This window comes from Elusimicrobium minutum Pei191, from assembly GCF_000020145.1.
In the GTDB taxonomy this organism is placed as follows: domain Bacteria; phylum Elusimicrobiota; class Elusimicrobia; order Elusimicrobiales; family Elusimicrobiaceae; genus Elusimicrobium; species Elusimicrobium minutum.
Window position 1 is genome coordinate 463,697 of sequence record NC_010644.1, and the last position, 13,185, is coordinate 476,881.

Here is a 13,185-nt window from a genome sequence, read left to right on the forward strand (position 1 = left end):
TATTAAATTGTTTCTTCTATGCTTTCTAAATTTTCTTTTTTAGCGTTTTGTTTTTTTACAACATGCGTTACCCAATATGCGCCCGCGAAAGTGAGAACCAGCCCTATTATTTGATATGTTTGCGGTTTTTCAAAACCTAACAGCACCGATAAAATAAAAGATAAAGCCGGGTAAGATAAAATAATTGCCGTTACTTTACTTAAATCAAGGTTTCTTATGGCTGTGTACCAAAGCAGCATTGCTATACCGTATTTAAAAATACCCGTGGCTCCTATAACGGCCGCTGCCTGAAAACCGGGTTTAAAATAAAGTGTGCCCGTGGGCCACATAAATAAAATTAAAATTATTGTGGCAGGCAAAGCCCAAAAACTTCTTGCCGCGGATATTAAAGTGTAATCTAAACCTTCGGGTAATTTTTTTGCCGCTATATGGCTTATTTGAAACAACCAAACGCTGCCTATAATAATTAAATCGCCTTTCCAACGGGGGGTAAAATGTTCGTTAAGCAAAATGGCCGCCACGCCTAAAATAACTAAAAAACTGCCGCCTAACTGGCCGAGCGACGGGCGTTCTTTAAGTAAAATTGATGTTAATATTAAGGAATAAATTATTTCCGTTTGGTTAAGTATGGCTGCGTTAGCGGGCGTTGTGTAGTTAAGCGCGAACAGCATTATTGAAAACGGCAGCGCCGTGCCGAAAGTTCCCATCACCAAATAAAGCCCTAAAGTTTTTTTATCAAAGAGCTTGCCCCAAAGCTTCTTTTTAGTCATTGCGGGGGCAAAATAAATGACAGCAAGTATGCTGCCTGAGAAAACCACTAAAACCGGGTGCGCTACGGGCATTGCGTATTTGCCTATAATGGGCGAAAACGCCGTAATAACCCAGCACAGCCAAAGCGCTGCAAGAGGATTCATATTTTCAAGTCTCCTTAGTACATGCTTATTAAAGTCATGTCTTTATATATTGTATCATTTAAAAAAAATGAATAGAATTTAACTATGAAAAAAATAATTTATATATTTTTACTTTTGCCTTTTATTTTTGCCTGTTCGGAAACAACGGATTTAGGGCGTGAGGATAATGTGCCCCCCGCTTTAGAGTCTGTTTTTAAATCCGCCAAAAAAGGCGATGCTGAGGCGCAGCTTAAAATTGCCAAAGCGTATTTTGACGGGCTGGAAGGCATGCCGTTAAATTATGAAAAAGGGTTTTATTGGGCGCAGAAATCAGCCAAAGGCGGTAATAATGACGCTTTACGCGAGGTTGGCTTTTCCTATCTGAACGCGCGCGGCGTAAAAAGGGATTTTAGAACCGCGCTTAAACATCTTACCAACGCGGCTGACTCTGGTAACGTTCAGGCAATGTTAGATATAGCGGCTTTATATTACGATTTAAAAAAGCCTAGAGAAGAGTATGAGTGGTATGAAAAAGCGGCCGCTTCAGGCGCGGAGGCGGGTATGCAAATTTTAGTTGACCGCTACTGCTACGCCGCAAGGAAAGACGGGGAAAAATGTTTAATTTGGCTTACAAAATTAGCTGACGGCGGCTCTATTGAAGCTATGAAACAGCTGGCACAAATTTATGAAAAAGGCGAAATTACCGCCAAAACGCTTGAAAAAACAGAGTATTGGTATGAACGCGCCGCCCAAGCGGGGGACGTTGAGGCTATGAGCTTGGTAGGCCAGGCGTACGCTTTGGGCAGCATGCACACAAAAGATGCTAAACTCGCTTTTAAATGGAATTTAGAGGCCGCCAAGCAGGGTAATGAAAAAGCAATTTTCGCTTTATGCAGTTCGTATATTTACGGGCAGTTTACCTCTAAAGACATGAAAAAAGCCGTGGAATGGTGCACAAAAGCGGCTGAAAAAAACAGCGTTAAAGCCATGTATTATTTAGGCATAATTTATGAAAGGCCCTACGCTCCCGTAAAAAAAGATCTTCCTAAGGCCGTATCCTGGTTTACCAAAGCTGCACAAGCGGGGGACGGCTCTTCCATAGGGGAGCTGAGTCTTTATTATTTAAAAGCAAAAAATTATGATAAAGCCTTTGAGTGGGCTTCCAAAGGGGCATTGCTTGATAATGAACAGTCGGCCTATGTTTTGGGCCATCTTTACATGCATGGACTAGGCGTAAAAAAGGATTTGGCACAGGCTTTAAAATGGAATACTAAAGTGGTTTCTTTAAATAAAGAAAATTTTTTATATATGTATAACCTGGCTGAAGTTTACACTGCGCAGCGTAAATATTCAAACGCTTTTACGTGGTATTTGCGCGCCGCGAAAGCCGGGCATGAACCTTCCATGAAAGAACTTGTTGTTATGTATGTAGCCGGCAGAGGTACGGAAAAAAACCTTGACGCTGCCCGCTATTGGCAAAAAAAGATTGAAGGAAAATAAACTATTCTTAATAATATTAACAAAGGGGGTGTTTTGCCCCCTTATTTTTTTGTTATAATAGTTTACCAGTCAACTAACTGGAATATGCGTTTTATTATGATAAAATATATAAAAGGGGGGCAAAGTGTTTTGCCCTGAAAGATTATGGCAGATATTTTAAAAGTCGGTTTAGACATAGGGTCAACCACCGCGAAAATTGTTGTTATTAGCACGGATAATGAAATTTTGTATTCCGATTACAAAAGGCATCACCTTGAGCTGGGCAAAACAATTCTTGCGTTGGTAAGGGATGTGATGTTAAAATATCCCGAGCAGAAGGTAAAAATAGCTATAACGGGCTCGGGCGCTATAAAACTTTCCCAAGAAGCGGGCATACAATTTGTTCAAGAGGTTGTGGCCTGCACACTTGCCATAAAAACTTATATTCCTCAAACCGAAGTCGCCATAGAAATCGGCGGCGAAGACGCTAAAATTACTTTTTTTGACTCATCAGTCGAGCAGCGCATGAATGAAACCTGCGCGGGCGGCACGGGCGCTTTTATAGACCAAATGGCCGCTGTGCTGCGTGTTGAACCCATGGGCTTAAACGAGCTTGCCAAAAACTACAAAACAATTTACCCTATTGCCGCCCGCTGCGGCGTGTTTGCAAAAACGGACGTTATGCCGCTTTTAAACGACGGCGCTCCCAGGGAAGATATAGCGGCCAGCATTTTACAAAGCGTGGTTAACCAAACAATAGGCGGCCTTGCCTGCGGCAGAACCATCCGCGGCAACGTTGCTTTTTTGGGCGGGCCTTTATACTTTTTTTCGGAACTGCGCAAACGTTTTATTGAAACCTTAAAACTGCCTGATGAAAATATTGTTTTTCCCAAAAACCCGCATTTTTTTGTGGCTATGGGTGCGGCTTTAAGCGCAGCGGAAACGGAAATAGATCTAAAAGAGCTTTACGGAAGGATAGAAAAATACACAAAACAGCATTCGGCGGAGGAAACGTCTTTCCTTCCTCCTTTGTTTAACTCAGATGAAGAAATAGCACAGTTTAAAAAACGCCATTCCGAAGCTGTGCCCAAATACGCTGAAATGAAAGACGCCCAAGGTCCTTTATTTTTAGGCCTTGACGCGGGCTCCACCACAACAAAAGCCGTTGTTATAGATGAAAACAGCAATATCCTTTACACCCACTACGGCTCCAATGAAGGCAGCCCTTTAGATTCGGCGGTAAAAGTTATTAAAGATATATATGATAAACTGCCCAAAAACGCTTTTATACAAAATGGTTGCGTTACCGGTTACGGCGAGGCGCTTTTAAAAGCGGCTTTGGGTTTTGACGGAGGTGAAGTTGAAACCATTGCCCACTATAAGGCTGCGCGTTATTTTGTGCCGCAAGTGTCTTTTATTTTAGACATAGGCGGGCAGGATATGAAGTGTATTTACGTTGATAACGGAGTAATCGATAAAATAGTTTTAAATGAGGCATGTTCCAGCGGGTGCGGCTCTTTTATAGAAAATTTTGCCCTTTCTTTAGGCACTACCGTGCAGGAATTTGCCGAGGCGGCTTTAACTTCAAAAAAACCGGTGGACCTTGGGTCAAGATGCACGGTTTTTATGAACTCAAAGGTTAAGCAGGCTCTTAAAGAAGGCAGCGGTTCATCGGACATTTCGGCGGGCCTTTCATACTCGGTAATACGAAACGCTTTATATAAAGTAATAAAAGTAAAATCACCGGAAGACTTAGGTCAAAACATTGTTGTTCAGGGTGGTACGTTTTTTAATAATGCAGTTTTAAGAGCCACGGAACTTTTGGTAAGCGGCAAAGTAACACGCCCCACGATATCGGGCGTTATGGGGGCTTTCGGCGCGGCTTTAATAGCTTTGGAAGAAAGAGTCCTGCGCAAAAGCACTTTGCTTAGCAAAGAAGAATTGAATAATTTTACCTGTACAAATAAAAACGCGCGCTGTAAAGGCTGTTCAAACAACTGTCTTTTAACAATAAGTAAATTCGGCAGCGGCAAAACATTTATTTCCGGCAACAGGTGTGAAAAAGGTTTGGGTTTGGAAAGCGCGGGCAAAGAATCCGCCGTTAATATGTATGAATATAAATACAAACGTCTTTTTGACCACTATAAACCGTTAGACTCCGCAAACGCCTCCCGGGGGGAAATAGGCATGCCGCGCGTTCTTAATATGTATGAGAATTACCCGTTTTGGTTTACTTTGTTTACCGAACTCGGTTTTAGAGTTGTGTTGTCTGACAAATCAAGCGTAAAACTTTTTAATTCGGGTTTGGATACAATACCTTCCCAAACAATTTGTTATCCCGCTAAAATGGTGCACGGGCATATTATTAATTTAACGGAAAAGGGCGTAAAAACTATTTTTTATCCCTGCCTTCCTTTTGAGCAAAAAGAATTTTCCGATGCCAACAACCATTATAACTGCCCGGTGGTGGGCAGTTACCCCGAAGTCGTGCGCCTTAATATGGACGTGCTTGAAAAAGAGAAAATAAAATTCCTCCAGCCATTTTTACCTATAGACAGTTTTACCCGTTTAGAAAAGCGTTTGCTTACCGAACTTAAGGATTTTAATATAGAAAAAAAGGAACTGCGCCGCGCTTTAAAACGCGCCAGGGGCGCTCAAAACCTGTTTAAAAAAGATATACGCAAACAGGGCGCTAAAATTATTGAAGATATTAAAAAGGGCGGAAGCGCGGGCATAATTTTAGCGGGCAGGCCGTATCATTTGGACCCCGCAATAAACCACGGTATACCGGAATTTATAGCCGCTTGCGGAGTTGCCGTTCTTACGGAAGACAGCGTTGCCCATTTAGGAGGCAGGCTGCCGTTTGTTTTAAATGTTATTGACCAGTGGACCTATCATTCCCGTCTGTACCGCGCGGCGCATTTGGCTACCAGTATAAAAGGGTTAGAAGTAGTTCAGCTTAATTCCTTCGGCTGCGGTTTGGACGCTATTACAACTGAGCAAGTTGAGGATATTTTGCGTGCAGCTGGCAAAGTTTACACTGTTTTAAAAATTGACGAAGGCTCCAATTTAGGAACTATAAAAATAAGGGTTCGCTCTCTTTTAGCGTCTGTCAAAGAACGCCCGGGGGTTGAGTTTGACAGCGCCGAAATATGGCATCACAAACACCCTGTTTTTACAAAAGAAATGCGTAAGGACTACACAATTTTGTGCCCTCAAATGTCGCCTGTGCACTTTTCTCTTTTAGCTTCGGCGGTTAACAGGCACGGATATAATTTAGAAGTGCTTCCCAACTTGTCAAAAGAAGACGTTGAGGAAGGCTTGAAATATGTTAATAACGACGCCTGCTACCCCGCCATAGTTGTTGTGGGGCAGCTAATTAACGCTTTAAAAAGCGGTAAATATAACACAGATAAAACGGCGTTAATAATTTCCCAAACGGGCGGCGGCTGCAGGGCCACAAACTACGTAAGCTTTTTAAGAAGCGCGGCCGCTAAAGCCGGTTTTAAAAATGTACCCGTTATAGCTTTTGCTTTCGGGGGAGACAAACACCCCGGGTTTAATATAACCGTTCCCATGTTTAAAGATATTTTAGCCGCTTTCTTACTTGGCGACCTTGTTATGCGTATGGCAAACCGTTTAAGACCTTACGAGATTGAGCCTGGCTCCGTTAATAAATTGGTTGAAGAAACATTGTCCTATATCTCAAAAGAGGTAATAGGCAAATCCCCTTTTAAAATAAACAGGGAAGCCGCAAAGATAGTAAAAACTTTTGATGCTTTCCCCATTAAAGAAGAACGCAGGCCGCGCGTTGGTATCGTGGGCGAGATTTTAGTTAAATTCCACCCTGACGCTAACAACAGGCTTGTTGATGTTATCGAGTCCGAAGGAGGTGAGGCCATTGTACCTGATCTTATGGACTTTGTTAACTATTGTCTTATGGACGATACTTACAGGCATAAATATCTTTCCGGCAAACTGATTAACAGGGTAGTGTCTAATTTAATAGCTGCTTATATAGAGTTTTGCAGAAAACCTTTAAGAAAAATGCTTGAAAAAAGTTTGCGCTTTAATTCCTACAAACCCACAAGATACCTTGCAAAAAAAGTTGAGGATATTGTTTCCGTCTGCAACCAAACGGGCGAGGGCTGGCTTCTTACGGCCGAGATGCTTGAGCTTATGGAAGAAGGCGCAAACAACATTGTCTGCGTGCAGCCCTTTGGCTGCCTGCCCAACCATATTACAGGTAAAGGCGTTACTAAAGAATTAAAACGCAGATATAAAGACCTTAACATGGTAGCCATAGATTATGACCCCGGCGCCAGCGAGGTCAACCAGCTTAACAGAATTAAGCTTATGATGTCCGTAGCGCATTCCAAAAAATAGAATTTTAAGATGTAAAATTTAACGGTAAAAACTTTTTTCTCCCTAGTATTTCAACAACTGTTGAACTAGTTTTAAAAAACATGCTATAATATAATAGTAACGCAAAGGGATATGTAAATAGCCTGCGTTGCTGATAATGGAGAGATTATTATGTGGGATTATACAGACAAAGTAAAAGAATATTTTAAAAACCCTAAAAACGTGGGGGAAGTTGAAAATGCAGACGGCACCGGCCAGGTAGGCAGCATGGTTTGCGGGGACGCTTTAAAATTAACTTTAAAAATTGATAAAGAAACTGAAAAAATTACGGACGCTAAATTCCAAACCTTCGGCTGTGCGAGCGCCATAGCTTCCAGCTCCATTTTAACGGAAATGGTTAAAGGTAAAACTTTGGAAGAAGCCTCAAAAATCACGAATGTGGAGATAGCAGAGGAACTTGGCTCTTTGCCTGAGGAAAAAATGCATTGCTCGGTAATGGGTATGGAAGCGTTGGAAGCGGCCATTAAATCCTACCGCCAGGGCGGCAACCCCGTTGTGTTTGAGGAAGACGCTCACAACGTTGTATGTAAATGTTTTAACGTAACCGAAGAAACAATTATAAAAGCCGTAAGAAACAATAATTTACACAGCGTGGAAGATGTTACCCACTTTACAAAAGCGGGCGGAGCCTGCGGCAAATGCAAAGGTGACATACAAAAAATTATAGATAAAGTTTATTCCTGCGAAGTATCCGAACCCGAAGAACAGCAGCCCGTTGTTTTTGAGAATATGTCAATAGTGGCAAAAGTAAAAGCTGTTGAAGCCGTGCTTGAAAAAGACGTAAGGCCCAAACTTAATATGGACGGCGGCTCTGTAGAGCTTGTTGATATAGAAGGCACCAATGTTAAAGTTAAACTGCTTGGGGCATGCAGGGGTTGCATGGGTGCACAGGGCACAATTAAAATGATTATTGAAAGCGCTTTAAAAGATAAGATATCGCCAAACATTACCGTAACGGGGGTTTAATATGAAGGTAATTTATCTTGACAATAACGCAACAACGCGTACAGCACCTGAAGTTGTTAAGGAAATGCTTCCTTATTTTTCCGAACATTACGGCAATGCTTCAAGCATGCATACTTTTGGCGGGGAAAATAAAAAAGTTATCGAGGACGCCAGAAAAAAAATGGCCGCCCTTATAGGCGCCCAATATCCGGACGAAATTATTATTACCGCGGGCGGCACGGAAGCGGACAATACGGCAATAATGTCTGCCATAAATTCTTTTCCCGATAAAAAACATATTATTACCTCAGCTGTGGAACACCCGGCCGTTTTGGAAGTTTTTAAAAACCTGCAGGCCAAAGGATATAAGGTTGATTATATAGGCGTTGATAAAAACGGCAGGTTTAATATGGACGAATTTAAAGCAGCCGTTAATGAAAACACGGCCTTAGTTTCCATAATGTGGGCCAACAGCGAAACGGGCACAATTTTCCCTATAGAAGAAATAGCAAAAATAACCAAAGAGGCGGGCAGCGTTTTTCATACAGACGCTGTGCAAGCTGTCGGTAAAATACCCGTTAACGTGGCGGATACGGATATAAACATGCTTTCTTTTTCGGCTCACAAGTTTCACGGGCCTAAAGGTATAGGCGCTTTATATGTAAAACGCAGAACACGCTTTATGCCTTTTATAATAGGCGGACACCAGGAAAAAGGGCACAGGGCAGGCACGGAAAATGTGCCCGCTATAGCGGGTTTCGGCAAAGCGTGTGAAATGGCGTTGGAGAATTTAAAAAACACTTCTAAAACAGCCGTTTTAAGGGACAGGCTTGAAAAGGGTCTCCTTGCAAAAATTTCTCATTCAAAAGTTAACGGTGATGTTGAAAACAGGCTTCCTAATACGTCAAATATAAGTTTTGGCTATATTGAAGGGGAATCAATACTTTTACATTTAAACGATTACGGCATTTGCGCTTCTTCAGGTTCGGCCTGCACGTCCGGAAGTTTGGAGCCGAGCCACGTTTTAAGAGCAATGTGCGTTGATTTTAATTTTGCGCACGGTTCGGTAAGGTTTTCTTTAAGCGATGAAAATACAGAACAGGAAATTGATTTTGTTATAGAAAAACTGCCGCCCATAATCGAGACGCTTCGCCAAATATCACCTTTCGGCCGCCGGAGCTAGATATGGATAATATAAAAAAGATTTCCGCAGTTTTAAGCGAAAATATTTTTTCTAAAGACAGTCCTTTGCATACGGTAAAAGGCAAGGAATGTTTTTTCCCGTCTCATAAAAATATTATAGACGCTTTTAGAAATGTAAAACAAGCACTATTTGTTAATATTTTTTCGCACAAAAGGCTTACTCCCGAGCAGGCTGACGCCAATACCCAAAAACTTCTCAGTGACGCGCACGCCCTTTTAACGGCTGAAATAAATAATACTTTTTGCTTGTTTTCGGACGCGGTTTGCTTTGCCTCTAAAAACAAAAAAAACGCTAAGGAAATAGTTGATAATTTTATTTTTCACCTTCCCGAAATACAAAAACTTTTGCTTACTGATATCAAGGCCGCCTTTAACGGCGACCCGGCCGCTTTGGACCCGTACCAAATAGTGCTTTGTTATCCTGGTCTTCGCGCTGTCTGTTACCAGCGTATGGCGCATTTTTTTTATAAAGAAGGCGTGCAGCTTATTCCCAGGATTATTACGGAATACGCGCATTCTAAAACAGGCATAGATATTCACCCTGGCGCAAAAATAGGGCACAGTTTTTTTATTGATCACGGCACAGGCGTTGTTATCGGCGAAACTTGCGAAATAGGTAATAACGTAAAAATTTACCAAGGCGTTACATTGGGGGCAAAAAGCATTCCTTTAGATGAAAACGGTAACTCCGTTAAAGGCGTTAAAAGGCACCCTAATTTGAAAGATAATGTTACAGTTTACGCCAACGCCACGATTTTAGGAAATATAACGGTTGGTCGAGGGGCGGTAATCCCGGGCAACAGTTGGGTAATCAAAGACATTCCCCCTAAAAAATAATTTAGCAATGTTAAAAAGCCCCCATTTAAAATATGGGGGCTTTTTTAATGTTTTTCAGATATATTTGAAATAATAAATCGGCTATTAAAATGTTGCCTATAAATGTTAAAATGTATATATGCAACGTAAAGGCTATTATTTGTATAAGAAAAAGACTAAAAAACAAAGACGCCAGCAGAAGAACACAACCAATGTTTTTGTGTTTTTGTTTTGGGCGCTTGCTTTTGCCTTATGTGCTTGGCTGTTTTTTATACAATGGTTTAACGTGTCAAAAGGCCCCTACGGCGAAAGGGTCGCAGCATTCTTTTTTACTTACCTGGGCCACAGCGCTTATTTAGTTCCCATATTTTTCTTTTATTGGTTAATACGCTGTATCAAACATAAAAGCGTTAACATTTTTACGTTTTTGGTGGGCATGTGCGTATCTTTATTTTCAATTGCCTCTGTTATGACAGGGCTTCGTTATATTTTTAAAGGATCCTACATTGAAGGCGGCTCCATAGGAAGGGAAGTGTTTTTCTTCCTGCAGGGGCTGGTAGGCTCGGCGGGTGCGGTTTTATTTTCACTTGCCATTCTTCTTACCGGCGTGCATCTTTTATTTGCCATACCGTGGGTTTCAACCGCTAAATATTTAATGGAACTTCTTAAAGAGGACTACCACTCCTGGCACGACGCCAGGGCCGAACTTAAAACAAAAATAAGGGAAGCTAAAGAAGCCGAATCTAAAACAACCAAAACCGTTATTGAAAATAAACAAGATGAGCCTGCCGTCGCGGCAATTCGCTCCAAACCGGAAATACGCCGCCCCGTGGCTGAAATTATAAGGGCGCCCAAACCTTATGACAAGCAGGAAAACTCCGCTAAAAAAGAAGCGGCGGAAAATATTGTAATGCCTTCTAAAAAAGCTGATATGAAGGATTTTAAATTGCCGCCTGTTTCTATTTTAAACGACCCTAAAAATGAGGGTATTTTAGGCCCTTCGGACGAAGAAATCGCCATGGCAACAGCTTTACTTGAAAACACTTTAAAAAGTTTTGAAATAGGCGCGACTGTAACAGGAGTGTCCCCGGGGCCTGTTGTTACCCGTTATGAAATTAAGCCTGACCCGGGTGTGCGAATAAGCAATATCGTGGCAATTGCCAACGATATCGCCCTTGCCATGAAGGCGCGCGGCATACGCGTTGAAGCGCCTATCCCCGGTAAAGACGCCATAGGTTTTGAAATACCTAATGATCACGCCATGATGGTTACCGTAAAAGAAATTTTGCAAGACCCTAAATTTACCGAGTCCAAAGCTGTAATGCCTATAGCTTTAGGCCGCTACGCGGACGGCCTTCCCGCCACAACCGCTTTGGAAAAAACACCCCATCTTTTAATCGCAGGGGCTACAAACTCGGGTAAAAGTATTTGTCTTCACACAATTATAATGTCAATACTTTATACCAAAAAGCCCGACGAAGTTAAATTTTTAATGATTGATCCCAAACGCCTTGAACTTACTTTGTATGAGGGCATACCCCATCTTTATGACCCCAAAACAACCTGTGAGGACGTTAACGTTATTACGGACGCGCATGGCGCGGTAAAATCCTTACAAACCCTTGTTAAAGTAATGGAAAAGCGCACCAAAATTATGGAGCTTGCCAAAGTAAAAAATATAGAAGGTTATAATAAATGGGCCGAGCAAAACAGCGAGGAAAAAATGTTTTACGTTGTTGTAATTATTGACGAACTTGCCGACCTTATGCTTCAAACAAGGGCCGCTATTGAGGATTCTATCCAACGTCTTGCCCAAATGGCAAGAGCGGTCGGTATCCACTTGGTTTTATGCACGCAGCGTCCTTCGGTAAACGTTATTACCGGCGTAATTAAAGCCAACTTACCTTCCAGGATTGCTTTGCAGGTGGCTTCCAAAACAGATTCCAGGGTTATTTTAGATTCTTTAGGGGCAGACGCTCTTTTAGGTAAAGGCGATATGCTTTACCAAGGCACTTCTGACCAAAAACCGCACCGGATACAGGGTGCGTATGTGTCTGAAACGGAAATATCCTCCGTGGCGGATTTCCTGCGTGAGCAGGGCGGGCCGGATTATCCTTTGCAAATAGCGCAGGAACAGCAAAACGGAGGCAGACCGCAAGACGGCCTTGGCGCCAGTGCGGAAGAAATGACGCAGGCCTTAACTCTTATTTTGGAAAGGAGAAGAGTTTCACAAGATTTGCTTAAGGCGCATTTCGGCTCCAGCGCGAGGGCCACAAACATTTTAAGCGTACTTGAGATGAAGGGTTATATAACAAAACCGGAAGGCTCTAACAGATGGGAAATACATTTTGACCTTATCGAAACGGGCCTTGCCGAACTTAAAGAAAAAAGCGGCGGCAATGAACCGCTGTATGAAACCGTTTATAAGTAAAGGACTATTTATGAAAAATTTTTTAACCGTGGTATTTTTGTTCTCTTTCGTTTTATCCTACGGGGAAATTATTGACCCAGCACCCGCTTTGGGCAAAGCCCCCACGCTTGAAAAAGCGCCCGTTGTTTCCGCCGCGCCTTATGTAGCGCCCGCGCCATATACGGCTCCTTCAGTTTCATTGGGCAAAGCTCCTTATGTAAGCGCTGCGCCGAAGGTTTCATCTTCCGTTAAAGCAAAAAAAATTGTTTCAGTTTCGGCTGCGCAAAAAGCTGCTCCTGCGCCTAAAATTGAGCAAAGCGCCGAAAGCGGTAATATAATACAAATCGGGCAAAACACAAATATACCTGAAGGCACCATGCAGATAAACGTTTTGTCCGCTTCGGAGGAACAATTTCCTCCTGGTGTAAAATCTCCTTTTAAAACAAATGCAGCGGCCGATAAAAATACCGCTGTGGCAAAATTAAAGGAATGGGACGCAAAACTTAAAAATTTACAGACTGATTTTGAACAAGATACTTCTTACGAAGGTATTTTAGTGTCTAAATCGGGCGGAAAACTTTATTTCAGCGCGCCTAATCTTATACGTTTAGAACAGCGCAGCCAAGACGGCGTAGTATCCCAAGTAGCTCTTACAAACAAAAAAGATATTAAAATTTTTGACGCTGATATGAAGCTTGTAACCTCTTTTAAATGGAAAGACTGGCTTGACAGCCAGCCTAATAAAGCTTTATTTGATTTCGGCAAATATACAGAGTTGGTTAACAACCACAATATTGAAAGTTTTGAAGTGAAAAATGACAACATGTATCTTCTTACGCTTACTCCTAAAATAAAAACGGACGAAAAATACAGACTTAGGATTGTAATGTCGGCCGCGGATTTTTTTCCGGTAAGCATAGGGCTTGAAGTTGACGGGCTTTTAACAAACGCCGTACTTAAAAACACACAAAAAAACATGGGTTTAAAGGCTGATGTTTTTAAAGGAATATAACT

Annotated in this window: 8 protein-coding genes; 7 read left to right on the forward strand and 1 reads right to left on the reverse strand. The window is 42.0% G+C overall.

What is annotated here, in order from left to right; genetic code table 11:
* Nucleotides 1–2: 2 nt before the first annotated feature.
* Complete coding sequence (locus tag EMIN_RS02245; protein WP_012414605.1) at nt 3–914, reverse strand: DMT family transporter; 912 nt, start codon at nt 912–914, stop codon at nt 3–5.
* An 84-nt stretch (nt 915–998) separates the two neighbouring features.
* On the opposite strand from EMIN_RS02245, the gene EMIN_RS02250 reads away from it, so the two are divergent.
* The 7 genes from EMIN_RS02250 (at nt 999) to EMIN_RS02280 (ending at nt 13,183) form a co-directional block, all read left to right on the forward strand.
* On the forward strand, nt 999–2,393 hold the full coding sequence (locus EMIN_RS02250) for a tetratricopeptide repeat protein (RefSeq protein WP_012414606.1): 1,395 nt from the start codon (nt 999–1,001) through the stop codon (nt 2,391–2,393).
* Between the two features lie 144 nt (nt 2,394–2,537).
* Nucleotides 2,538–6,758: a 2-hydroxyacyl-CoA dehydratase gene (locus tag EMIN_RS02255; RefSeq protein WP_012414607.1), complete on the forward strand. Its 4,221-nt coding sequence runs from the start codon at nt 2,538–2,540 to the stop codon at nt 6,756–6,758.
* A 150-nt stretch (nt 6,759–6,908) separates the two neighbouring features.
* Nucleotides 6,909–7,763 (forward strand): Fe-S cluster assembly protein NifU, encoded by an 855-nt coding sequence (nifU, locus tag EMIN_RS02260; protein ID WP_012414608.1) that lies wholly within the window; start codon nt 6,909–6,911, stop codon nt 7,761–7,763.
* A gap of 1 nt (nt 7,764) precedes the next feature.
* A complete protein-coding gene (nifS, locus tag EMIN_RS02265) occupies nt 7,765–8,925 on the forward strand; it encodes a cysteine desulfurase NifS (RefSeq protein ID WP_012414609.1) in 1,161 nt (386 codons plus the stop codon).
* Nucleotides 8,926–8,927: 2 nt separating this feature from the next.
* Complete coding sequence (epsC, locus tag EMIN_RS08090; protein ID WP_012414610.1) at nt 8,928–9,782, forward strand: serine O-acetyltransferase EpsC; 855 nt, start codon at nt 8,928–8,930, stop codon at nt 9,780–9,782.
* A gap of 118 nt (nt 9,783–9,900) precedes the next feature.
* Nucleotides 9,901–12,192 carry an FtsK/SpoIIIE family DNA translocase gene (locus tag EMIN_RS02275; RefSeq protein WP_012414611.1) on the forward strand — a complete coding sequence of 764 codons (2,292 nt, stop codon included), beginning with the start codon at nt 9,901–9,903 and terminating at the stop codon, nt 12,190–12,192.
* Nucleotides 12,193–12,202: 10 nt separating this feature from the next.
* Complete coding sequence (locus EMIN_RS02280) at nt 12,203–13,183, forward strand: LolA family protein (RefSeq protein WP_012414612.1); 981 nt, start codon at nt 12,203–12,205, stop codon at nt 13,181–13,183.
* Nucleotides 13,184–13,185 lie beyond the last annotated feature (2 nt).

Bases quoted from the DNA above. Each gene is read 5' to 3' on its own strand.
- EMIN_RS02245 (WP_012414605.1), bottom strand. From the start codon at position 914: ATGAATCCTCTTGCAGCGCTTTGGCTGTGCTGGGTTATTACGGCGTTT.
- EMIN_RS02250 (WP_012414606.1), top strand. From the start codon at position 999: ATGAAAAAAATAATTTATATATTTTTACTTTTGCCTTTTATTTTTGCC.
- EMIN_RS02255 (WP_012414607.1), top strand. From the start codon at position 2,538: ATGGCAGATATTTTAAAAGTCGGTTTAGACATAGGGTCAACCACCGCG.
- nifU (WP_012414608.1), top strand. From the start codon at position 6,909: ATGTGGGATTATACAGACAAAGTAAAAGAATATTTTAAAAACCCTAAA.
- nifS (WP_012414609.1), top strand. From the start codon at position 7,765: ATGAAGGTAATTTATCTTGACAATAACGCAACAACGCGTACAGCACCT.
- epsC (WP_012414610.1), top strand. From the start codon at position 8,928: ATGGATAATATAAAAAAGATTTCCGCAGTTTTAAGCGAAAATATTTTT.
- EMIN_RS02275 (WP_012414611.1), top strand. From the start codon at position 9,901: ATGCAACGTAAAGGCTATTATTTGTATAAGAAAAAGACTAAAAAACAA.
- EMIN_RS02280 (WP_012414612.1), top strand. From the start codon at position 12,203: ATGAAAAATTTTTTAACCGTGGTATTTTTGTTCTCTTTCGTTTTATCC.